This is a genomic window from Bradyrhizobium sp. Kon58 (assembly GCF_055807455.1).
This window is the reverse complement of the sequence record NZ_JBVVOT010000003.1, coordinates 337,820-361,036: the sequence shown is the minus strand read 5'-3', so window position 1 is coordinate 361,036 and position 23,217 is coordinate 337,820. Positions and strand designations below refer to the sequence as shown.

21 protein-coding genes are annotated in these 23,217 nt (G+C 65.0%); 9 read left to right on the top strand and 12 right to left on the bottom strand.

Going from position 1 to position 23,217, the window contains the following annotated elements:
- Positions 1–22: 22 nt before the first annotated feature.
- Complete coding sequence (locus AC0L20_RS08145) at positions 23–631, bottom strand: LemA family protein (protein ID WP_027520238.1); 609 nt, start codon at positions 629–631, stop codon at positions 23–25.
- 183 nt (positions 632–814) lie between these two features.
- Between AC0L20_RS08145 and AC0L20_RS08140 the strand changes: the two genes are divergently transcribed.
- Genes AC0L20_RS08140 through AC0L20_RS08130 form a run of 3 tightly spaced genes read left to right on the top strand, consistent with a single transcriptional unit; the run spans position 815 to position 4,035 of the window.
- Entirely contained in the window at positions 815–1,669 is an 855-nt protein-coding gene (locus AC0L20_RS08140; RefSeq protein WP_473288118.1) for an enoyl-CoA hydratase, read from the top strand.
- Positions 1,670–1,674: 5 nt separating this feature from the next.
- Positions 1,675–2,823 (top strand): acyl-CoA dehydrogenase family protein, encoded by a 1,149-nt coding sequence (locus AC0L20_RS08135; protein ID WP_473288117.1) that lies wholly within the window; start codon positions 1,675–1,677, stop codon positions 2,821–2,823.
- 15 nt (positions 2,824–2,838) lie between these two features.
- Positions 2,839–4,035 carry an acyl-CoA dehydrogenase family protein gene (locus AC0L20_RS08130; RefSeq protein ID WP_473288116.1) on the top strand — a complete coding sequence of 399 codons (1,197 nt, stop codon included), beginning with the start codon at positions 2,839–2,841 and terminating at the stop codon, positions 4,033–4,035.
- Positions 4,036–4,232: 197 nt separating this feature from the next.
- Here the strand turns inward: AC0L20_RS08130 and AC0L20_RS08125 are convergent, their stop codons facing one another.
- The 3 genes from AC0L20_RS08125 to AC0L20_RS08115 form a co-directional block, all read right to left on the bottom strand.
- Positions 4,233–6,554: a xanthine dehydrogenase family protein molybdopterin-binding subunit gene (locus tag AC0L20_RS08125; protein ID WP_473288115.1), complete on the bottom strand. Its 2,322-nt coding sequence runs from the start codon at positions 6,552–6,554 to the stop codon at positions 4,233–4,235.
- A 144-nt stretch (positions 6,555–6,698) separates the two neighbouring features.
- Positions 6,699–7,574: a dihydrodipicolinate synthase family protein gene (locus AC0L20_RS08120; protein WP_473288114.1), complete on the bottom strand. Its 876-nt coding sequence runs from the start codon at positions 7,572–7,574 to the stop codon at positions 6,699–6,701.
- A gap of 64 nt (positions 7,575–7,638) precedes the next feature.
- Entirely contained in the window at positions 7,639–8,604 is a 966-nt protein-coding gene (locus AC0L20_RS08115) for a VOC family protein (protein WP_473288113.1), read from the bottom strand.
- A gap of 196 nt (positions 8,605–8,800) precedes the next feature.
- Between AC0L20_RS08115 and AC0L20_RS08110 the strand changes: the two genes are divergently transcribed.
- Both AC0L20_RS08110 and AC0L20_RS08105 read left to right on the top strand, forming a co-directional pair.
- Positions 8,801–9,667 (top strand): S1C family serine protease, encoded by an 867-nt coding sequence (locus AC0L20_RS08110; protein WP_473288112.1) that lies wholly within the window; start codon positions 8,801–8,803, stop codon positions 9,665–9,667.
- Positions 9,664–10,035, top strand: a complete 372-nt coding sequence (locus tag AC0L20_RS08105) for a response regulator transcription factor (protein ID WP_247358052.1) — start codon at positions 9,664–9,666, stop codon at positions 10,033–10,035. The genes AC0L20_RS08110 and AC0L20_RS08105 overlap by 4 nt, the downstream gene beginning before the upstream one ends.
- Here the strand turns inward: AC0L20_RS08105 and AC0L20_RS08100 are convergent.
- The 4 genes from AC0L20_RS08100 to AC0L20_RS08085 form a co-directional block, all read right to left on the bottom strand.
- A complete protein-coding gene (locus AC0L20_RS08100) occupies positions 10,032–11,105 on the bottom strand; it encodes a sensor histidine kinase (protein ID WP_473288111.1) in 1,074 nt (357 codons plus the stop codon). The two genes, AC0L20_RS08105 and AC0L20_RS08100, sit on opposite strands and share 4 nt — an antisense overlap.
- Positions 11,092–11,784: a response regulator transcription factor gene (locus AC0L20_RS08095; protein WP_007596553.1), complete on the bottom strand. Its 693-nt coding sequence runs from the start codon at positions 11,782–11,784 to the stop codon at positions 11,092–11,094. The genes AC0L20_RS08100 and AC0L20_RS08095 overlap by 14 nt, the downstream gene beginning before the upstream one ends.
- A 97-nt stretch (positions 11,785–11,881) precedes the next feature.
- On the bottom strand, positions 11,882–12,331 hold the full coding sequence (locus AC0L20_RS08090; RefSeq protein ID WP_473288110.1) for a hypothetical protein: 450 nt from the start codon (positions 12,329–12,331) through the stop codon (positions 11,882–11,884).
- A gap of 331 nt (positions 12,332–12,662) precedes the next feature.
- A complete protein-coding gene (locus tag AC0L20_RS08085) occupies positions 12,663–15,005 on the bottom strand; it encodes a Tex family protein (protein ID WP_473288109.1) in 2,343 nt (780 codons plus the stop codon).
- Positions 15,006–15,305: 300 nt separating this feature from the next.
- Between AC0L20_RS08085 and atzD the strand changes: the two genes are divergently transcribed.
- On the top strand, positions 15,306–16,418 hold the full coding sequence (atzD, locus tag AC0L20_RS08080; RefSeq protein ID WP_473288107.1) for a cyanuric acid amidohydrolase: 1,113 nt from the start codon (positions 15,306–15,308) through the stop codon (positions 16,416–16,418).
- Positions 16,419–16,543: 125 nt separating this feature from the next.
- The gene (locus tag AC0L20_RS08075; protein WP_473288106.1) at positions 16,544–18,013 is read left to right on the top strand and encodes an amidase; all 1,470 of its coding nucleotides are present in this window, start codon (positions 16,544–16,546) and stop codon (positions 18,011–18,013) included.
- Between the two features lie 38 nt (positions 18,014–18,051).
- Here AC0L20_RS08075 and AC0L20_RS08070 read toward each other — a convergent pair whose 3' ends face one another.
- A complete protein-coding gene (locus AC0L20_RS08070; protein ID WP_354061762.1) occupies positions 18,052–18,372 on the bottom strand; it encodes a hypothetical protein in 321 nt (106 codons plus the stop codon).
- A 150-nt stretch (positions 18,373–18,522) separates the two neighbouring features.
- Between AC0L20_RS08070 and AC0L20_RS08065 the strand changes: the two genes are divergently transcribed.
- Together AC0L20_RS08065 and AC0L20_RS08060 are read left to right on the top strand one after the other, a co-directional pair.
- On the top strand, positions 18,523–19,431 hold the full coding sequence (locus AC0L20_RS08065) for a PaaI family thioesterase (RefSeq protein WP_473288105.1): 909 nt from the start codon (positions 18,523–18,525) through the stop codon (positions 19,429–19,431).
- Positions 19,432–19,498: 67 nt separating this feature from the next.
- Positions 19,499–19,864: a hypothetical protein gene (locus AC0L20_RS08060; RefSeq protein ID WP_027565260.1), complete on the top strand. Its 366-nt coding sequence runs from the start codon at positions 19,499–19,501 to the stop codon at positions 19,862–19,864.
- On the opposite strand, the gene AC0L20_RS08055 is transcribed toward AC0L20_RS08060, so the two are convergent.
- From AC0L20_RS08055 to AC0L20_RS08045, 3 genes are all read right to left on the bottom strand, one after another.
- Entirely contained in the window at positions 19,861–21,021 is a 1,161-nt protein-coding gene (locus tag AC0L20_RS08055) for an SCO family protein (protein ID WP_473288104.1), read from the bottom strand. The two genes, AC0L20_RS08060 and AC0L20_RS08055, sit on opposite strands and share 4 nt — an antisense overlap.
- 1 nt (position 21,022) lies before the next feature.
- Positions 21,023–21,691: a hypothetical protein gene (locus tag AC0L20_RS08050; protein WP_473288103.1), complete on the bottom strand. Its 669-nt coding sequence runs from the start codon at positions 21,689–21,691 to the stop codon at positions 21,023–21,025.
- Between the two features lie 189 nt (positions 21,692–21,880).
- Positions 21,881–23,110, bottom strand: coding sequence for a tyrosinase family protein (locus tag AC0L20_RS08045; RefSeq protein ID WP_473288102.1), 1,230 nt, complete (start codon positions 23,108–23,110; stop codon positions 21,881–21,883).
- Between the last annotated feature and the right edge of the window lie 107 nt (positions 23,111–23,217).

Here is a 23,217-nt window from a genome sequence, read left to right as displayed (position 1 = left end):
GCATGCGCAAAATAGCGCGCACTTACTTCGACGGCGCGGGGGCCGGATTGAAATCGACCTTCGGTGCGGTGGAGATTTCCTTCTCGTTTCCGACCGAGAAGTTCGGCTTCTCCTTGTAGCCGAACATCATCGCGGTGACGTTGCTCGGGAACGAACGGATGGTGACGTTATAGTCCTGCACCGCCTTGATGTAGCGGTTGCGCGCCACGGTGATGCGGTTCTCGGTGCCTTCGAGCTGCGACATCAAATCCTTGAACAGCGCATCCGACTTGAGCTGCGGGTAGTTCTCGGTGACCACGAGCAGCCGGGACAGCGCGCCGGAGAGCTCGCCCTGCGCCGCCTGGAATTTCTGGAATGCGGCGGGATCGTTCAGCACCTCGGGCGTCGCCTGGATGCTGCCGACCTTGGCGCGGGCATTGGTGACGCCGAGCAGCACATCCTTCTCCTGCTGCGCAAAACCCTTCACCGAGTTGACGAGGTTCGGCACGAGATCGGCGCGGCGCTGATACTGGTTCACGACCTCGGACCAATTGGCCTTGATCTGCTCGTCCTCGCTCTGGATCGCGTTATAGCCGCAATTGGTGAGGCTCAACGAGGCCAGCGCCGCCAGTACGGTCAGGATCTTCCGCATCAAATTTCTCCCGGTGGAATCGGGCGCAAGCTACCAGATTGCGCGCGCGAGATGCCAGACATCTTGCGTCACGGCCGAAGCCGCCAAAGGCAGCCGATGTACGCAAGCCTCTTGCTTAATCCCGGCTGTAATAGTCAACTTGAGGGAACAATAATACCGGGTCGGGAACGCCAGGGGAATGCGATGAGTTCGTTCGAGACCATCCTCGTGGAGAGGCCGGAGCCGGCGATTGCCCGGGTCGTCATGAACCGGCCCGACGCGCGCAACGCGCAGAACCTGCAAATGACCTACGATCTCAACGCTGCCTTCGATGAGGCGGTGCAGGACGACGCGGTCAAGGTGATCATTCTGGCCGGCAACGGCCCGCACTTCTCCTCGGGCCATGATTTGCGACCCGGCAGCAAGAATGAAGCGGGCGTCGATTTTCCGCCGATCGGAAATTGGGGCGGCTTCGCCGAATCAAATGCTCATGGCCGCTTCGCGCGCGAGCAGGAGATCTATCTCCAGATCACACGGCGCTGGCGCAACCTCGCCAAGCCGACCATTGCAGAGGTGCACGGCAAGTGCATCGCCGGCGGCCTGATGCTGGCCTGGGCCTGCGATCTCATCGTCGCCAGCGACGATGCGCAGTTCTGCGATCCCGTGGTCACCATGGGTGTCTGCGGCGTCGAATGGTTCGTGCATCCCTGGGAGCTCGGGCCACGCAAGGCCAAGGAATTTCTGTTCACGGCCGACAGCTGGAGCGCGCAGGAGGCGCACCAGCTCGGCATGGTCAACAAGGTCGTGCCGCGCGCGGAGCTCTCATCGCAGGTGCTGGAGCTGGCACGCCGGATCGCATCAAAGCCGTCCTTTGCGCTGAAACTGACCAAGGAAGCCGTGAATCGTTCGGTTGACGTGATGGGCCAACCGGCCGCAATCGACCAGGCCTTTGCGCTGCATCAGCTCTGTCACGCGCATAATCTTCAGGAATTCGGCATGGTGGTCGATCCATCCGGCCTGCACCCCTCCGTGCGCAAACCGCCGGCCGCCGCGGAGTAGATACGATGGATCTCAATCTCACCGACGAGCAACGGCTGCTGCGCGAAAGCGCGGAGCGCTTCGTGGCCGAAAGCTACGATGCCGCTCACCGCCGCAGGATGGCGAACGATCCGCTCAGCTTCAGCCCGGCGGTGTGGACGCAATTCGGCGAGCTCGGTTGGCTGGCATTGCCGATCGCGGAAGAGTTTGGCGGGCTCGGCGGCAGCGCGGTCGAGATCGGCATTTTGATGGACGCCTTCGGCCGCGGGCTGGTGTCGGAGCCGTATATCGCGACGGTCGTGCTTGGCGCTGCGTTGATCGAGCGGTGCGGCAGCACGACGCAGAAGCAGGCCATCCTGCCGAAGATCGCGGAGGGATCGTTGAAGCTCGCGTTCGCGCATTCCGAGCGCGCGGCGCGGTTCGATCTTGCCAAGGTCGCAACCACCGCCCACAAGACGGCGCAAGGCTGGCGCCTGGCCGGCAGCAAGATTGCCGTGCTCGACGGCCATGCCGCCGACGAGATCATCGTCTCCGCGCATATCCACGATCATCAGGGGCCATCGGCGCGGATCGGCCTGTTCCTGGTGCCCGCGACGACTCCGAATGTTGCGATCTCCGATTACGAGCGGCTCGGCGGCGGGCGCGCCTGCAACATCGAGTTGTCGGATGCGCAACTGCCGGAGGATGCCTTGCTCGGCAACGGGCATGACGCACTGCCGGCCATCGAATGGGCCGTTGATCGCGCCATGGCCGCACTCGGTGCCGAGGCCGTTGGCATCATGCAGGTGCTGCTGGACACCACGCTGGAGTACACAAAAATTCGAAAGCAATTCGGCCGGCCGCTCTCGGCCAACCAGGTGATCCGCCACCGCCTCGCCGACATGGCGGTGCAGGTGGACGAGGCGCGCTCGATGGCGCTGCGCGCCGCGCTGAAGGTCGATGCCGATCCGGTCGAGCGCGCGCGGGCCGCGTCGGGCGCGAAGGCGAAGATCGGCAAATCCGCGCGCTTCGTCGGCGAGCAATCGATCCAGCTTCACGGCGGCATGGGCGTCACCGAGGAGCTCGAGGTCGGCGCTTATTTCAAGCGGCTGATCGCGTTCGACACGCTGTTCGGCGGCAGCGCCCACCATTATGGCCGCCACGCCCGGCTTGGCCGCACCACGGTGCCAGCCTGACACTGGGAGAGCCTCATGGACCTGTCCTTCAATGCCGAAGAGCGCGCCTTCCAGGACGAGGTGCGCGGCTTCATTGCCAAAAATCTCACCGAGGAGATGAAGCGCGCGACCGCGCTGACGCCGTCGGTGTTCTCCGACCCCGATATCGGCATGGCCTGGCAGCGCACGCTGCACAGCCGCGGCTGGGGCGCGCCGGGCTGGCCGGTCGAGCATGGCGGTCCCGACTGGACGCCGGCGCAGCGCTGGATCTTCGAGACTGAAAGCGCGCGGGCCGGCGTGCCCAATGTCAACGTGATGGGCGTGAAGATGGTCGGCCCCGTCATCATCGGCTTCGGCTCGCCTGAGCAGAAGAACTTCTACCTGCCGCGGATTCTCGCCGGCGAGGACTATTGGTGCCAAGGCTATTCCGAGCCGGGCTCCGGCTCCGATCTCTCCTCGCTGAAGACGCGCGCGGTGCGCGACGGCGACGACTACATCATCAACGGCACCAAGATCTGGACCACGCATGCCCACCACGCCAACCGCATGTTCGCGCTGGTGCGCACCAGCGACGGCCCGCGGCAGCAGGACGGCATCAGCTTCATCCTGATCGACATGAAGACGCCGGGCATCACGACGCGCCCGATCCTCACCATCGGCGGCGACCACGAGGTCAACCAGGTGTTCTTCGACGATGTACGCGTTCCCGTGGCGAACCGCGTCGGCGAGGAAGGCAAGGGCTGGACCTACGGCAAGTATCTGCTCGAGTTCGAACGCGGCTCCGGCATCGCATCGGCAAAATTGCGCGAAGGGCTGAAGGCGGTCGCGGAGCTTGCCGAGTCCGACCTGACGGGCCGCGCGATCGACAGTCCCGACATCGCGACGCGCATCTCCAAGGTGGAGGTCGACATCGACGCGCTGGAGATGACCGAGCTGCGCGTGCTCTCGGCACTGCAGACCGGCCAGAATCCCGGCGCGGTGTCGTCGATCCTGAAGCTGCGCAACAGCGAGATCCGGCAGGCCGTGACCCGGCTTGGCGCCGACGTGATCGGCCATGACGCCCTCGCGGTCGAGCCGATGCGCCCGCTCTACAGGCTCAACCATGAGCCGGCGATGCCGGAGGAGATGCTGACGGTGGTGCCGGAATATCTCAACGGGCGAGCGTATACGATCTTCGGCGGTACCTCGGAGATTCAGCGCGATATTATTGCGAAGATGATGTTGGGGATTTGAGGGGCACTGGCGCTACATTCTCACTGTCGTCCCGGCCTAGTGCGCAATTGCGCACGGGGGGCCGGGACCTATACGCCGTGACCAAGTTGTAGCGCGAAGCTGGTCACCACCAGCCGTCACCAAATTAGACTCGGTGGTTATGGGTCCCGGCCTTCGCCGGGACGACGGCGGAGATCGCCGCCACAGCGCGGGCTCAACTACCCCACCTTCGCGTCCCGGATCGCCTGCCAGATCTTCTGCGGCGTCAGCGGCGTGTTGAGCTGGGTGATGCCGAGCTCGGCGAGCGCATCCATCACGCCGTTGGTGACGCAAGGCGGGCCGCCGATGGCACCGGATTCGCCGCAGCCCTTGGCGCCGAGCGGATTGGTGCGGCAGGGCGCGGAATCGTCCAGCGTCACCACGATCGGCGGAACGTCGTCGGCGCGCGGGATGCAATAGTCCTGGTAGCTCGCGGTGAGCAACTGGCCGTCGGCATCATAGGTCACGCCCTCATACAGCGCCTGGCCGATACCCTGCGCCACGCCGCCATGGATCTGGCCGGTGACCAGCATCGGGTTCACGGCGACACCGACGTCGTCGACGGTGGTGTAGCGCACGACCTTGGAGACGCCGGTCTCCGGATCGATCTCGACCTCGCAGATATGCGTGCCGTTCGGCCAGCTCGGACCATCCACCTCGCCTTCGGAATCGACGCTGAGTTTCGCGCCACTTTCCTTCTCGGCGAGATCGAACAGGCTGATGCGGCGGTCGGTACCGACCACGGTGAGCAGGCCGCCCTGATATTCGATGTCCTCGATCGAGGTCTCCAGCACGTTCGCCGCCTTCTCGCGCGCCTTTTGGATCAGATCGTTGGAGGAGACCGCGACCGCCGTGCCGCCGACGAACAGCGAACGCGAGCCGACGCTGCCGAAGCCCGTCGCCAGATCAGTATCGCCCTGGACCACGTCGATCTTGTCCATGGCAATGCCGAGCGTGTCGGAGATCATCTGGGTGTAGGTGGTCTGCAACCCCTGCCCCATCGCCATGGTGCCGGAATGCAGGACGACGCGGCCTTCCGAGGTCGCGTGCAGGCTGACCTTTTCGGTGTGGGCGCGGCCGCCGGTCCATTCGATATAGGAGGTGAGCCCGCGGCCATAGAGCAGGCCCTTCTTCTTCGCCGCCTTCTTGCGCGCGGCAAAGCCGTCCCAATCCGCAAGCTTCACAGCGCGATCGAGCATGTGCGCGAAGGCGCCGGAATCGTAAACCTGCCCCGCAGCGTTGGTGTAAGGCAGTTGCCCCGGCTTGATGTAGTTGGCTTTCCGGATCGCGCGCGGATCCATGCCGATTTTCCGCGCGGCAGCGTCGAACAGGCGCTCGACGATGAACACGGCCTCCGGCCGGCCCGCGCCGCGATAGGCGCCGACCGGCGCGGTGTGGGTCATCACCGACTTCACCTCGAAATGCACCAGCGGCAAATCATAGACGCCGGTCTGGACGAACGGCCCCAGCACCAGCGGAATGATGTTGGCCGCGCCCGACGAATACGCGCCGGTGCAGCCGATCGAGCTGACGCGATAAGCCAGCACCTTGCCCTTGTCGTCGAGCGCGAAGGAAGCGGTCGAGGTGAGATCGCGGCCGTGAGTGCCGCCGACGAATTCGTCAGTGCGGTCGCCGCGCCAGCGGATCTTCTTGTTCAGCTTGGTCGCGGCATAGGCGACGATGCCATCTTCCGGATAGAGGTTGGTCTTCTGGCCAAAGCCGCCGCCGATATCGCCGACCAGCACGCGCACGCTGTCCTTCGGACGCTTCAGCACGGCCTCGGCCAGCACGTCGCGGGTCGAGGCGGGCGTCTGCGACTGCACATGCAGCAGAAGGCGGCCGGAGGTCTTGTCGATCTCGGCAATGGTCGAGCGCGGCTCCATGGCAGACGGCACCAGGCGCTGGCTGACGAGATCGAGCTCGACGGTATGCGCCGCCTTGGCAAAAGCCTCGTCCACCTTGGTAGCATCGCCATAGCTCATCGCGCCGACGATATTGTCGGGCGCCTCCGGCCACACCAATGGCGCGCCGGGCTTGACCGCCTCGACGGGATCGACCACCGCCGGCTGCACGTCATATTCGACCACGATCGCTTCGGCCGCGCTCTGCGCGTCGGCACGCGAGGAGGCCACTACGGCGGCCACGGCCTCGCCGGCATAGCGCACGATGTCGTGCGCCAGCAGGCGGCGTGGCGGCACCGTCATCGGCTTGCCGTCGGGGCGCTTGAAGATGCTCAAAGTCGGGATGATTCCGATGTCGTCCTTGACGAGGTCGGCGCCGGTGTAGACCGCGGTCACGCCGGGCATCGCAGCCGCCGCGCTGGTGTCGATCGAGACGATCTTCGCATGGGCATGCGGCGAGCGCAGCAGGTACAACCACAGCGCGCCATCTTCCGGCTTGTCGTCGATGAACTGCCCCTTCCCGGTGAGCAGTCGCTGGTCTTCCAAACGCTTGACGGGCTGCCCCGCTCCGAAACGCAAATTGCCGGGAAGAATGTTCATTCCGTGGGGTCCCTTAATCTCTCAAATGCGGCCGCCTTTTAGCGGATCGAGGCATGCGAGGCCAGCCGCGGTTTTGGGCGGTATATCCACGATTTCGTCATGCCGGGGCATAGGCGAGCGGAAGCAAAGCCGTCCTATGGACGCCTAGCCCAGCTCCCGCAGGGCCGCTTCCACGACCTTGCGCGCATCGGCGGTGAGTGCGGCCTGCGGCGGGACGGGATCGCCGACGTCGTAGCCCTGGAAGGCCAGGCCGGCCTTGATGCAGGCGGCCAGGTTGAAACGGGCAAAAGCCTCGTTGATGCGCCACAGCCTGCGCTGGAGCGCCATCGCCTCGTCCCAGCGGCCGGCCTTGCAGAGCTCGTAGAGCGCGACGCTCTGGCGCGGGATGATGCAGGCGGGCCCCGCCATCCAGCCGAGCCCGCCGATCAGCATCACGGCGGCCGGGATATGGGCGGAGGCCGAGAACACCCGCAAGGCGTCGCCGCAGCGATTCATGATGGAGAGCAGCCGGCCGGTGTTGGTCGAGGCGTCCTTGATGTAGCCGATGCGCGGATGTTCGGCGAGCCGCGCGATGACATCGAGGGTGAGATCGGAGCGCTGGAATTGCGGATTGGTGTAGATCACGACGGGGATGTCCACGGCATCCGCGATGGCGCGAAAATAGGATTCGATTTGGGCATCGGCGAGCGGGAAATAGGCTTCCAGGATCGCCAGAATGCCGTCGGCGCCGAGCTTCTGATACGCCTTCGCCTGCGCCACGGCGTCCGCCGTCGAGGTGGAGGCGACGCCCGCGACAACAGGCACACGCCCCCTTGCCGCCTCGATCGTGGTCTGCACGATTGCGGTGCGTTGGGCGGCGTTGAGATAGGCGAACTCGCCGGTCGAGCCCAGCGGCGTCAGCCCATGCACCCCGGCGCCGATCAGATCGTCGCAGAGTTTTGCGAGCACGTTCGTCCGCACCGCGCCATCGGCATCGACGGGCGAGACGAGATAAGGGAAGACGCCGCGAAATTCGGACATGTCAGCTGTAAATTCCGGAAACTGGCTTGCACCTGACCGGTCTTACCAACGCTCGCGCCGGCGATCAAACCCTGATCAGCCGCACTCGCGTGCCCCAGGGATCAACCGCCTCCACGCCATTCGCCAGTGCCGTGACTTTCGCGCCGCCCTTGCGCAGGCGCTCGTCCTGCGCGGCAAGCAGGTCCGGCTTCTCCGTCACCAGCGAAAACCAGGCGAGCCCCGTTGCCTGATCGTCGCGTTGGCCGGCACCCTGGCTCTGCCAGACGTTCATACCGAGGTGATGGTGGTAGCGGCCCGACGACAGGAACGCGGCGCCGTTGCGGCTGCGGGTCGGGTCGAGTCCGATCGTGCCGTGGTAGAAATTCTGCGCCTGCGCGAGGTCGCCAACGCGCAGATGCATGTGGCCGATGCGCAGACCGTCCGGCGCCTTGGCATAATCAGGCACGCGCGTATTGGTCAGCGACAGCAGGTCGGGAATGTTGAGCTCGTCGGCCGCCATCTTCACGCTGCCCTCGCTCCACTGCCATTGCGAGGGATCGCGGTCGGCATAGACCTCGATGCCGTTGCCTTCGGGGTCATCGAGATAGACGGATTCGCTGACGAGGTGATCGGCGAAGCCCGACAGCGGCACGCGATGCGAAGCGGCTGCCACCAGCCAGCGCGCCAGGTCCTTGCGGGTCGGCATCAGGAAGGCGGTGTGGTAAAGGCCGGCGGCGTTGCGCGGCTCGATTGCGGCATCGGGGCGGGCCTCGAGCACCAGCAGCGTGATACCGGCTGTGCCGAGCTTGGCGGCGCTGGCAGAGCGCTCCATCACGGTGAGCCCGATGACGTCGCGGTAGTAGTCCGCAACCTTGTCGAGATTTTTCACCCGGAGCGTCACCATGCCGACCCGCATCGGCGTGCGACTGGCATAGGTCGGCCCACCGCCCTGTGGTGCGCCCTCGGCGCGCGCCGCGCCCGCCGCCGCCATGGCCAGCGAGCTGGCGCCGGCGAGTTGAAGCAGGGTGCGGCGGGTGAGGTCGATGGTCATTGGTCAGCTCGCTGAAAGGTTTAGGGCCGTGCGGCGCAATTTCTCGATTGCTACACGTTGCCGTGAGCGGCTCCCAATCACATGTTCGTCGGCCGTGGTCTTACGGACCAGCTTCCCTGCTTATTTCCTGGCCATGCGGCCAGTTACGCGATCGCCCGCGACATCCCAGATTGAGGACAGCTTACAGGAGCCTGCCATGACCGACTCAACTCCCCTGACTTCGCTGTCGTCCGCGCTCGCGGATGTGGTGTCCCGCACCGCGCCGTCCATCGTTGCCGTCCATTCGCATCGCTCCCGCGCCACCGGCTTCGTCTGGAAGCCGGGCTTGATCGTCACCGCCGACGAGGCGCTGGCCGATGAGGGCGACGTCGAGATCGGCCTCCCCGACGGCAGCACCGCAGCCGCCACGATTGCAGGCCGCGACCATACGACGGATATCGCACTGCTGCGTACCGATAGCGCGATCACCCCGGTCAAGCTGGCCACAATTGTGCCGCCCCTGGGTGCGTTGTCGGTCGTCGTCGCCACCAACCGCGATACGCCGAGCGCCGCGCTCGGCATGGTGTCGCTGTCGGGCAAGAGCTGGCGCTCCTTGCGCGGCGGCGATATCGATGCGCGGATCGAGCTCGACGTCCGCTTGCGCTCCAGCCAGCAGGGCGGCCTCGCGCTCGATCCATCGGGCGAAGCCTTCGGCATGGCCGTACTCGGCCCGAGGCGTGTGCTGGTGATCCCGACGGCGACGATCGAGCGGGTCGCGGCCCAGTTAGAGGCGCGCGGCCGCATCGCACGCGGATATCTCGGCCTCGGGCTGCAGCCGGTCCGGCTCGACGACGGCGTCGGCGCGATGGTGATGAATGTCGACAAGGCCGGCCCTTCGGCGGCGGCCGGAATCCGCCAGGGCGACGTCATCGTCGCCGTCAACGACCAGAAGCTGTCCGGCGTACGCGCGCTGTCGCGGACGCTTGGTCCGGCGAGCGTGGGCGCGGTGGTCGATATCGCGGCGCGCCGCGGCGGCGAGCCGGTCAGCTTCAAGGTCACGATCGGCGAGAGGCCGGCGGCGTGAGCGAGGATATCGCGCCCGAGATCGTGTTGGCTTTGGAGATCGACGATCCCGTCCTCGCCGATCGCCTGGCGGCTCTGCTCGGCAATATCGCCGGGCTTCGCCTCGCCGAACCCGGCGAGAAGGCCGCAGCGGCGATCGTCACCCGCGATCCGCGCATCATGCCTGAGGACATCGCGCTGACACAGCGCGAGCTCGATGTGCTGGCGTTGATGGCGGAAGGTGGCTCCAATAAGATGATCGCGCGTCAGCTCGGCATTTCCGTCCACACCGTGAAATTCCATGTCGGCTCGCTGCTCGACAAGCTCGACGCCACCGGCCGAACCGATGCGGTGGCACATGCGGCACGCCGCGGCGTGATCGAACTCTAGGGCGGATGCGGCGGGAAGCTGAGCTGGACCGTCAGGCCCGGCGCGTTGTCGTGCAGGGCAATCTCGGCGCCATGGAGGCGGGCGACCGCGGCGACCAGGCTTAAGCCGAGGCCGTTACCGGGGGTGTAGCGACTCTGTTCGAGCCGGTAGAAGCGCTTGAACACGTGATCGCGCTGATCCGCCGGAATGCCCGGACCGTCGTCGACGATCGCGATCACTGCCCCCTCGTTGGCACTGCGGCAGATAACGGTCACCTGCCCGCCCTTGCAGCCGTGCTTGATCGCGTTGTCGACGAGATTGGCGATGGCGTCGAACAGCAGGTCGCGATCGCCAATAATCGCCACCTCGCGGTCGCCGCCCAGGCTGAGCCGCGTCGCGACCTGTTCGGCGGCGGCATCGTAGAGCTCGACGACCTCGCCGGCGATTTCGGCGAGATTGAGGGTGCGAAACGCGCTGCGGCGGGCTCGGGTCTCGATCTCCGAGATGCGGGTGATGGAGGCGAACATGCCGAGCACGGCGTCGAGATCGGCGATGGTGTCGCCGATCAGCGTCGCGTCGGCTTCGCCGTTGCGCGGGGCGTGATAGGCCTTCTCCAGCCGGCCGCGCATGCGCGTCAGCGGCGTGCGCAAATCATGGGCGACGTTGTCGCTGACCTGCTTGACTTCGCTCATCAGCGTCTCGATGCGGTCGAGCATCTGGTTGAGGTTTTCGGCGACCCGGTCCCACTCGTCGTGGCTGCCGCGCAAGGGAATGCGCTGGTCGAGGCCGGACATCATGATGGCGCGGCTGGTGGCGTTGATCTCCTCGATTCGCCCGACCGTACGGCGCGTCACCAGCACCGCGGCGAGCCCCGCGAGCACCAGCATCAGCACCGCAACAGCGACCATTGCGAGCTCGATCATCGCGGTGAAGCCGCTGTGATCGCCGGCATCTCCGACACGGTTCTGCACATAGGCGATCGTGCCGAAATAGACATAGGCCATGATCGCCGCGACGATCAGCCCGAACGCCGCGATCGCGATCAGCGCAAGGCGGAAGGTCGAGGAGCGGAGCGTTTTAGCCAGGAGCACGGAGACAATATCCGATGCCGCGGATGGTGTGGATCAGCGGATAGGCCTGGGCATCATCGACCTTGCGACGGACGCGCCCGACATAGACATCGATGATGTTGGTGGAGGGATCGAAGTGCAGATCCCAGACATGCTGGAGCAGCATCGCACGCGAGACGACGCGGCCCTCGTTGCGGACGAGATATTCGAGCAGCTGGAATTCCCGCGGCAACAGCGGAATCTTCCGGCCGCGGCGGCTCGCGCTCCGCGCGATCAGGTCGATGGCGAGATCGCCGACCCGCAGGATCGTCTCCTTGGCAACGGTGTCGCTGCGCCGGCCGAGTGCCTCCAGCCGCGCCAGCAATTCGGTGAAGGAGAACGGCTTGACGAGATAATCGTCGCCGCCGGCGCGCAAGCCGCGCACGCGGTCGTCGACTTCGCCAAGTGCGGAGATGATCAGGAACGGCGCGGCGATGCCGTCGTCGCGCAACTGGCGCATCACGCTGATGCCGTCGATGTCGGGCAGCATCCGGTCGATGGTGATCACGGCATAGTCGCGCGCGGCGCCGTGGCTGAGGGCTTCGCGCCCCGTGGCGGCGAGATCGACGTCGTAGCCGGAAATCGTCAGCTCCTCGACGAGCTGGCCTGCGGTTTCCGCATCGTCCTCGACGACCAGAATGCGGCGGTGACCTCCGGACATGACAAACTCCGAGCGACGATCGCCACCAGACTATCCCGTTCCGGGGCTGAGCGGAACCGCCCGATGACGATCGCGACAATGGTGCGGTACGGCGATGCTAGTACCAAGAGTCTCCGCACACATTGACCCATTGCCACCCATAGGGCGTCAAGCTCCTGCGCCAGCAGCCGTCATTGTAGCCGGCATAGTAATAGGGCGCACCGAAGACGGCGAAACGACGGAAGTGATGGTGGTGGAAGGCATGGTGGCCGTGCCAGCCGACACCGGCAAAGCGTGGTCCGATCGCGCCATGCGCAAAGCGCGGTCCACCGAAGCCTGCTCCGCCAACATGGGCAAAGCGCGCACCGCCCATGCCGCCCACATGCATGCCGCCGAAGCCACCGGCGTGCATACCGCCACCGAAATGCCCACCACCGCCGAAATGCCCGCCGCCGCCGAATCCGCCATGACCGCCACCACCGCCACCTCTGGCGAGCACCGGTGAAGCGAGCGCCATCACCGCTGCGATCGTCACCGCGGTGAGGCCTTTGAGAAGCCTGTTGTCCATCGAAGCATCCTCCGTGCTGCGCGGCGACACGTCGGCCGCGCGAGGAGGATCAAATGAGGAGAAGGCGCGGCCTCCTTCAACTTACAAATGCGCCAGATTCTGACGCGGGTGTCAGGGAGACATCGCTCTCTCACTCCCTCGCCCCGTTCTTACGGGGAGAGGGTGGGGTGAGGGGTTGCATCCATGAATTCGATTTTGAATTGGAGGGTGCAGCGCGTGGGGACTCGGAGGATCTTTGATCCGGTTCGCAGGTTGCCCTGCCCCTCACCCGGAATTCGCGCTTCGCGCGAATTCCGACCACTCCCCGCAAAGAGCGGGGAGAGGTTGAAGATCACGCCCGCTTGCCGCCGTTCTTCTCCGCCGCGCGGCGCAGCGCTTCGGCGAGCGCACCGCCGCCGCCGCCGGAAGATTCCTGCTGGCGCGGGGCCGACGAAGTCATGCGGGAGGGGTTGCGTGGGCTGTTGTCCCGCTGCATGCCGGGCGCGTCCTTCTTGGCGCCGACCTCGTCGTCGAGGCGCAATGTCAGCGAGATGCGCTTGCGCGCGACCTCGAAGTCCAGCACCTTGACCTTGACGATGTCGCCGGGCTTCACCACCTCGCGCGGATCCTTGATGTAGGTCTTGGACATCGCCGAAATGTGCACGAGCCCGTCCTGATGCACGCCGATATCGACGAAGGCGCCGAACGCGGCGACGTTGGTCACGGTGCCCTCTAGGATCATGCCCTTCTTGAGGTGCTTGATCTCCTCGACGCCATCCATGAACACAGCGGCCTTGAACGCCGGACGCGGGTCGCGGCCGGGCTTCTCGAGCTCGCGCAGGATGTCAGTGACGGTCGGCAGACCAAACGTCTCGTCCACGAAGTCTTTCGGCTTCAGCGTGCGAACGATGTCGCTGCTGCCGATCAGCGCCTTGATGTCGCTCTTGGTGGCGCTGAGAATCCGGCGCACCACCGGATAGGCTTCCGGATGCACGCCGGAGGCGTCGAGCGGGTCCTCCCCGCCGAGGATGCGCAGGAAGCCCGCGCACTGCTCGAACGCCTTGGGGCCGAGCCGCGGCACGTCCTTCAGCGCCTTGCGCGACTTGAACGGCCCGTTGGCGTCGCGGTGTGCCACGATGCTCGAGGCGAGGCCGGAACCGACCCCCGATACGCGCGCGAGCAGCGGAGCGGACGCGGTGTTGACGTCGACGCCAACGGCGTTCACGCAGTCTTCGACCACGGCGTCGAGCGATTTGGCGAGCTTGGCCTGGCCGAGGTCGTGCTGGTACTGGCCGACGCCGATCGCCTTGGGCTCGATCTTGACCAGCTCGGCGAGCGGATCCTGAAGCCTCCGCGCGATTGACACCGCACCGCGCAAGGTGACGTCGAGATCAGGCAATTCCTCCGAGGCAAAAGCCGAGGCCGAATAAACCGACGCGCCGGCTTCCGACACCACGATCTTGGTCATCTTCAAGTCGGGCAGGCCCTTGACGAGGTCGGCCGCGAGCTTGTCGGTCTCGCGCGAGGCGGTGCCGTTGCCGATCGCGATCAGCTCGACGCGATGCTTCAATGCGAGCTTGCCGAGGATCGCAAGCGCCTCGTTCCACTGCCGCTGCGGCTCGTGCGGGTAGATCACGGCGGTATCCACCACCTTGCCGGTCGCGTCGGTGACGGCGACCTTGACGCCGGTGCGGAAGCCGGGATCGAGGCCCATGGTGACGCGGGTGCCCGCGGGCGCGGCCAGCAGGAGGTCGCGCAGGTTGGAGGCGAACACGCGCACGGCCTCGGTCTCGGCGGCATTCCACAGCCGCATGCGCAGGTCGATGTTGAGATGCACCTGGATCTTGGTGCGCCAGGCCCAGCGCACGGTGTCGATCATCCAGCGGTCGCCGGCGCGCTTGAGGTCGGCGATGCCGAACCGCTTCATGATCTTCAGCTCATAGACACTCGGCACGCCCGGGGGCGATGCTTCGACCTCGGCCTGGATCTGGAGATCGAGGATCTCTTCCTTCTCGCCGCGGAACATCGCGAGGATGCGGTGCGAGGGCAGCTTCGTCAGCGGCTCGGAGAACTCGAAATAGTCGGCAAACTTTTCGCCCTCGGTCTTCTTGCCGTCGCGTACCTTGGAGGCCATGCGCGCATTGGTCCACACCTCCTCGCGAAGCGCGCCGATCAAATCGGCGTCTTCGTCGAAACGCTCGACCAGGATGGCGCGGGCGCCGTCGAGTGCCGCAGCGGCATCGGCAACGCCCTTCTCTGCATTGACGAAGGCTTCGGCGACGACCTTCGGATCGTTGGTGGGCTCGGCCATGAGCTGATTGGCGAGCGGCTCCAGGCCAGCTTCCTTGGCGATCTCGGCCTTGGTGCGGCGCTTCGGCTTGAACGGCAGATAGATGTCTTCGAGGCGCGCCTTGCTGTCGGCGGCGCGAATGGAGGCTTCCAGCGCGGCATCGAGCTTGCCCTGCTCGCGGACCGATTCGAGGATGGCCTTGCGGCGGTCCTCGAGCTCGCGCAGGTAGCCCAGGCGTTCCTCCAGCGTGCGCAATTGCGCGTCGTCGAGCGCACCGGTCGCTTCCTTGCGGTAGCGGGCGATGAAGGGAACCGTAGCACCGCCGTCGAGCAGCGCCACTGTCGCCTCGACCTGCTCCGCCCGAACCCCAAGCTCCTGCGCAATTTTCTGGTTGATATTTGCCACGCGAGAACCCCTCTATCCAAGCACGCATCGCGGAGGCGAACCACCGGCTGCGGGACGCCGCTTATGGACCAATCGGGGTTGATTCATCAAGGTGCGGCGGACGATCGTCGACAAGGGATTTTTTCTCGAAGCGATGCGATCTCGCCACAATCGTGGGTGCGACGCAGGCGACGCACATACTCCACCGTCGTCCTGGCGAACGCCAGGACGACGGTGGGGATTGCCTCGACACCTTGACAGCAGCCCCGGTTCGACGGCTGTTTTGTCCGCCGGGCTCCTGAACCCCATGTGAGGACTAAAATGCGGACGACATCGGTCGGCGTCTTCAAGGTCGCCACCAAAGGCCCCGGCGACGTCTCGGGATTGATGAGCATGATCGCCTCCGGCGCGATCGATCCGACATCCATATTGGCCATCCTCGGCAAGACCGAAGGCAATGGCGGCGTCAACGACTTTACCCGGGAATATGCCGTTGCCGCGCTGTGCACGGCGCTGGCGCCGCAGCTCGGCATGTCGCCGCAGGAGGTCGAGCAGCGCATCGCCTTCGTGATGTCCGGCGGCACCGAGGGCGTGCTCAGCCCGCACATCACCGTGTTCACGCGCAGGGAGGTCCCGCAGCGCCCGGCAGGCATCTCCGGCAAGCGGCTGAGCATCGGCATGGCACACACACGGGATTTTCTGCCTGAAGAGCTCGGGCGCTCCGCTCAGATCACGGAGACAGCCGACGCCGTGAAGGCCGCGATGGCGGATGCCGGCATCGCCGATCCCGCCGACGTCCACTTCGTGCAGATCAAGTGTCCGCTGCTCACCAGCGAGCGCGTCGAAGCGGCGAATGCGCGCGGCCACAAGACGGCGACGACCAGCGCCTACAGTTCGATGGCCTATTCGCGCGGCGCTTCCGCGCTCGGGGTTGCGGTCGCGCTCGGCGAGATCGCAACCGACATACGCGACGACGACGTGCTGCGACGCTACGATCTGTTCTCGAACGTCGCCTCGACCTCATCCGGAATCGAGCTGATGCACAACGTCGTCATCGTGCTCGGCAATTCGATGTCCTCGACGAGCGAATTCGAGATCGGGCATGCCGTGATGGACGATGCGATCGACGCCACCGCGGTGCTTGCGGCGCTGGAGAGCGTTGGGCTCGGTGCCGCGCCGCAGACGACGACCGGCCGCGAGCTCGTCAACATCTTCGCCAAGGCCGAGGCCTCGCCTGATGGCAGCGTGCGCGGCTTCCGCCACACCATGCTGGAAGATACCGATATCAGCTCGACACGCCACGCCCGGGCTGCCGTTGGCGGCCTGATTGCCGGCCTCGCCGGCACCGGTGCGGTCTACGTCTCCGGCGGCGCCGAGCACCAGGGTCCCCCCGGTGGCGGGCCGGTCGCGGTGATCGCAAAGCTCTCGAATTGATGCGTGCGCATGCAATGGAGGATTACCTCTCCATCCGGCGCAACCCTGCCCTTCGCGCCGCCTCAGTTGATTAAAGTGCTCCTGTGCGAAACTAAGGTGGCGCCGCACGAAGAGGTTTGGACCGCATGACTTTTCCGATGAGCTGGAACGAATGGGCGCAGCACGATGGCGTGGGGTTGGCGGCGCGCGTCCGCAAAGGCGAGCTCACGGCGAAGGAATTGGCACGCCAGGCCGCCGCGGGCGTCGCCAAGGTCAATCCGGCACTGTCGGGCGTGGTCGAGCTGTTCGATGACGTGATCGCCGATCCGGCCAAGGACGGCGCCAATCTCGCTGGCCCGTTCGCCGGCCTGCCCTTCCTGATGAAAGACCTCGGCCCGACCATGAAGGGCCGGCTCCAGGAGATGGGCTCACTGTTGATGCGCGGCAATCGCGCCAGCGCCGACACGTTCCTGACCGGCAAATTCCGCCAGGCCGGACTGAACCTGATCGGACGCACCACGACGCCGGAATTCGGCGTCTGCAGCTCGGCCGACAATCCGGCCGTCTATATCACGCGCAATCCCTGGGATACCGACTACACCACCTGCGGCTCGTCGGCCGGCAGCGCCGCAATGGTCGCGGCCGGCGTGGTACCGATCGCACATGCGACCGACGGCGGCGGATCGATCCGCATTCCCGCCGGCGTCAACGGCAATATCGGGCTGAAGGTCTCGCGCGGCGTGTTCTCGCTGGCACCGCACATGTCCGATCTCACCGGCCTGGTCTCGATCCAGGGCTGCCAGTCGCGCTCGGTGCGCGACACCGCCGCTTTCGTCGATCATGCAAGGGGAGCGGCGCCCGGCGAGTTCATGCCGTTCTGGACGACGGCGCAGCCTTATTCCGAGATGATCAAGCGCGATCCGTCAAAACTTCGCATCGCGCTGTCGCACAGTTGGGGCGACTACACCGCGACACCAGAGATCGCGGCCGAGCTGGCGAAGGCCGGCCGCTTCCTTGAAGGCCTCGGCCATCACGTCGACTACGCCCTGCCCGAGCTCGACTTCCGCGCCGCATTCGAGGCGCAGACCACCTGCTACATCTCGAATTTTGCGGTGGTGATCTCGAACATGCTCGCCGCGCGCGGACTGGAACGGCCGCCGGAAGACCTCATCGAGCCCATGAATATCAGGATTTGGGAAGCCGGCCGGCATACGAGCTTCGCCGAGCGGGCGAAGATGCAAAGCGTGTTCAACACGACCTCACGCGCCTTCGGCGCCTTCTTCGAGCAGTGGGACGTGATCCTGACCCCGATCACCGCGCTGCCGACGCCGAAGGTCGGCACCCGGGAATATCTCACCATCTCCGACAACCCTGATGTGCTCGACTGGTTCGGCAATCTCTGGCGCTTCTTCGCCTTCACGCCGCTCGCCAATCTCTGCGGCATGCCGGCGATCTCGATGCCGATGGCCACGCAGGACCACGGACTGCCGCTCGGCATCCAGGCGATTGCGAAGCAAGCCAATGACGGCCTCCTGCTGCAACTCGCCGCCCAGATCGAACGCGCGCTCGACGGCAAGTGGAACGACGGCAGGAAGCCGAAGGTGCATGTGAGCTGAGTGAGTTGACCGCATTAACTTGCGATCCGCTAACTGCCTTAGTTCTTCACCGTCGGAATTTCCTCCGGCCGGGGCTGCTGCTGGCCCTGCTGGTACATTGCCAGCGCCTTTTCGAGCGCTTCGCGCAGCGCCAGCGCCGCGGCCACGCTGCAGCGCAGATGCGCGGTCTGGACCACGTCGACCCTGACGGCGGCGCCGACCGGCATCAGGAGGTTTGCGGCAAGCTCGATCTGAATCGCGCCGTTGTGGTGGCCGAAGCAGGATGCGCCGTCGAAATAGATGATCGGCGCCCGCTCCGAGCTCGAGGTCGAAATGATGACGGGCCCCTGGCTGGTGGCGGGCGTTTCGGGATCGGCCATGGGCACTCCTTGCGGCTAGTCGAACGAACGGGGCGCCCACCATCGTTGCTTCGGCCCGCCCTGTCGAGGCCAAACCGCCCCCGGCACGCCTGCCGTGGGACGCGCATCCGGGGTTTTGCGCCGCGCCCGCCGCTGGTCTAGAACGTCCTCATGTCCAGCTCACCGACCACACTTTCGTTCGAGGACCTCGCCGAGGCGATCAAGGGCCGCCGCTCCGATTACGGCCAGATCAGCGGGCTCCAGCTCGATCGCTTCGCACCTCGCGAGGCCTGGTCCAGCCTGCCCTACCGGCCGGTCTTCGTCGGCGACACCGAGACCGGGGTCCTGCATGGCGGCGTCGTCACAGCGATGCTGGACGAGAGCTGCGGCATGGCGGTGCAACTTGCGCTCGACGGCACGAGCGCAATCGCGACGCTCGATCTGCGCATCGACTATCAGAAGCCGGCAACGCCGGGACTCGACATCAAGGCGCATTCGGTCTGCTACCGCACCACGCGTTCGATCGCCTTCGTGCGCTCCACCGCCTATCAGGAGTCCGAGGACGATCCGGTCGCGACCGCGACCGCCTGCTTCATGATCGGCGCCAACCGCACCAACATGCTCGCGGATCGCAGGATGGACTCGCGCAACGTCCCGACGCTGGAAGCGCCGGACGATCCGAAGGGCCCGTTCGCCAACAGCCCGTTCGCGCGTTGCCTCGGCATTCGCGTCAACGACGACGACACCCTGACAATGCCGTTCTCGCCAAAGATCATCGGCAACCCGATCCTGCCCGCGATTCATGGCGGCATGACCGGCGCCTTCCTCGAGACCACCGCGATCTTCGGAGTGGCGCGCGAACTCGGCGCAGCTGCGCTGCCCAAGCCGATCGGACTGACCGTCAACTATCTGCGCTCGGGCCGCGCGCTCGACACCTTCGCCAACGTCTCGATCGTGAAGCAGGGCCGGCGCATCGTCGCCTTCGAGGCGCGGGCCTGGCAGGACGATGCGAACAAGCCGATCGCCACGGCCTTCGGCCATTTCATGCTGCGGCCGACGCCCGGAAACGACGAGGAATAGGCGCATTTTCCCTTGACGGCCAAGGTCTGGGCCACAACGATAGCATGTTCCCGCGAGAGGTATTGGGTTGCGGCATCCGCTCGACATCGTCGCCATGTTCGCCGCGCTCTGGCTGCTGGCAGCGATGGTGCTCGACGCGCTGACGCCGAAGGAGCTGACGACGGTGATGATCGGCATCGCCATCGGACCCGCCGTCGTCATCACCGCCGTGTTCTACTATCTGCGCTGCCCGCGTACCGATTTCGCGGTGATGTTCGCAGCACTCTGGCTGATCTCCGACATCGGCATCGCGTTCATCTCCCCGGCGCAGCTGCCGCATTTCCTGATCGCGCTCGGCTTCGTACCGGCGCTGCTGATCGGCATCGTGCTGCACTGGCAACGCTTCCAGCGCCGCCATGAGCGGCTGCCCGTGCCGTCGGTCAAGCGGGGTTAGCGCGGTTCGTAGCCGGTCAACGTCTCGACCGCGCGAGCCACGATTTGCTCCTCATCCCAGTGAAGACGTTCGAAGGACACCGCGATCCGTCCTGTTGCATCAAGAATGAAGAGTTCGATGCGGTGACGGTTCACGAGCGATTCACCAAAATTGACACCAAGCTCGAAATATGAGCGCAGCGTGTCGTTCCCCTCGACGGCTCGTAGCAACCGGTGATCTTCGTCCATACGCACGGCACGGTCCTGGCCATAGACCCGCAACCGTTCGGCCCTATCGAACGCCGGATCATACGTGATCGCAGCCGTACGGATCCGTCCCGCGAGTCCCCGCGCGGCGAGCAATGCCTGGACGCGTCCCAGCTTCGTGACGCTGAGCGAGCACTTCATCGGATTATCGCAACGAGTATAGAAGAAGACCACGATGGCCGGGTTGCCACTGAAGAACTCTAGGAACCTCACCGATTTCCCGTCTTGATCCTGCATCAGGATGGAATCGATCGAGCAAGGCTCCAGGTTCGCCATCGGCGCCCGGATCGAGACATTTCCGGCCGCCGGTAAGCCACCGCAGCATGAAGGAACGGCACTGTCGGGCTCGCGGATGGCCTTCAGCGCCCGATCGAGATCGAGCCGCAACTTCCGTGACAGACCGAGCTCCGCCCGCCAGCTCTCGAGCTGGTGTTGAACGGCTTGCGCCTTCGAACCGAGCCAAGCCAGCACGGCCAGCAACTCCGATACCGCACTGGTCCCGGTGGATGACGTCGCATACTCGCCATACCTCTCGAACGAAACCGGCTCGTCATGGAATCGAATCCGGCTGAGCGCCCGCGCGACAAAGGGCGCAAAGGCTTCGTTCGGCTTCGAATAAGAACGCAATGCGCGCGCGGCCGCAGCGACCAGGTAAGCATCGATACCCGTATCCAGCTCTTCGAGCACGAAGATCAGCGCTTGATCTGAGAGTCCAGCGCGCGCCAGAGCAAGGAGAATCCAGCCTCGCATCTGGACGACAGTCGCTGTCCCTCGCCCGGCGTAGACGGGATGCTCTTCGCGCAGAAGATTCGCGAGCGCCGCACCACCGGCCGGATCGGCGGCGAGTGTGTCGACCAGATCGGCGAACCGATCTTCCGACATCACGCGCGTTGCGTCGCCGGAAATAGTCATCCTACTGATCGTACTTGCTGAGGAAGCGGCGCGCGGACTGCTTGTACTTTGCCGGCGTTTTAGACGAGTTGAAGCGAGTCACACTCCGCATCAAGACCTTGTCCTTGGCGAGCGCGGCATCATCGCCGAACTGCTCCAAAGCGGTCAAACTCGTGGCTTTGATGTCCGAATAGTCCGATTTGTCCTTCAGTATCTTGAGCGCCTGCTGTTGCAGTTTTTGCGGATTCAACGAGTGCAATGCAGAGGCAGCGAGCTGCCGGTTTTCGCGCAACTCCTTTTTGTCGCGGAGCATCTTCTCGAACAGCGGCGCCGACTTGGCATCGGCCGCTAACAGACGCAGTGCCTCGCGCTTCGCGTCCTGGTTCGGCGGCTTTTTCACGATCGCGCGCGCTATCGAGTACGCATCGGCATGAGCGTCGTTGCCGAGGAGCTGAAGCGCCTTCTCGGGCGGGAGCAGCGCCTTGGCGGGGTTCCTCAGGCCGTCCAGGAGCTTCTTTTGCGCAAATCCATCCTTGTTGCGCATGAGAATACCGAGCGACCGCCGCCGCAGCTGCTCATGAGAATCGGTCGAGACCTCGCGTAAGGCCGCAATGTAGTCCGCATTGACGGATTCGAAATTGGGGACACTGAAGGCCGCCGCGCCGAGCGATTGCAGCGCGGCCAGCCGCACCTCGATGACCTTGCCGGAGTCGCACAAGACCTTCAATAGACGCTGAACATCGTCGGTGCTCTCTGCTACCTGGACAGGGGCCGGGGCCGAGGTCTTTCGCTTTCGCGTCGCGACCTTCTTCTTTGCGGCTTTCTTCTTTGCAACTTTCCGCTTCGTTGCCATCATCTCATCTCCCCGCGCAGGCGCGCGCTAGATCTGCACGTCATCATAGCCGAATCCCATGTTGGATGCCGCATTGATGACGCCGAGGTAATCGATGCAGTCCTTGACATGCGGCTGCAGCCCCGGCGCCGCGACGCAGGGTGATGTGGCCAACGTCCCGCCCGGCGCGTCCGGGGGACGGGTGGGGTCCGCGGGGCTGGTGATGCCGTTCCACGGCCACATGGTATCATTCAGCCTGTGGCCCGGCCGACTGGTTGGTCTCTCGTCGAACGACGCCGCGGTCGCCGGATCGAAACGTCCATTCTGGCGTTGCCACTTTGCCCACAGTCGATCGACGTTGCAGTGAAGCAGGAAAAACAACGGGTCCTTCGCCGCGGTCGTGGGATTTTGGATAGAGCCGCCAAAGCTGGTGTGCGCAAGGCCGTGCGGATCTCCTTCCATGCCCCGGAACGCGCGAAACTGATTACCCAGCGCCAACGTTTGCGCTTGCTTCATCGGATTTGGAGGAGCCTGCGATGTGGGAAAGTCCGGAGTACGATTGATTCCGGGAGTGCCGTCCGTCGCCCAGAATTCCAGCGGATTACCATTGCGGAACTTAACGGTGCCATTTGCGTCGGACTCGCCCAGGAAGTCGCGCGTAAAAACATTCGGAGCGGGCTGGTCGAAGCGCCAATAGGGGAGCGCCACACCCGGATCGATCGCTTGAAGCTCACGCTCGAGGTCGAGCAGATAGGCGCGATGCCATGGCAGGAAACCGGGCGCGGCATGCGCCTGCGGATAACCAGGCGCCTTGTGCATGTTATTGAAATCCGCGAAGCGGCCGAGGCCCTGGTTATTGAGCTTGGCAAACGCCGCGATGAACCGATCGCGCTCGCCGTTCGTGAGCTTGTTGGCATTCTTGCGGATGCGCACCATCAGTTGGGACGATCCGACGAGCGTGTTTCCCACGCGTGCCTCGATCGTGACGTCGCCGGAGTTGGTACTGGGCTGGCCAAATTTCCCGGCAACGAAGAACGGAACCGTTGTGCCGTTCGTCGGGACGGTCAGAGTGAGGCTGCTCGCTAACGCTCCAGTCGTGCCGCTGCGAAATCCGACTCCACCGCCATTTGCCGCCGATACGGAGGCAAGTCTAACACTGACCGTTGACGCGTTGGCGCCAGACGGATCAGTCACGCGAATCCGGCACGGAGACGGTACCCATGCAACGAAGCGCGCTTCTGGAGCTGTACTGTTGTTGATCTGCAGTTCGACGTTCATAAGTGCGCGCTCCCCGAAATTGGGCGGCCCGAACAACATTCTCTGCGAGTAACAAGTCACGATACAATCACATCGTGCAGATAGCAAGTTGATCGGCCGCGACCGAA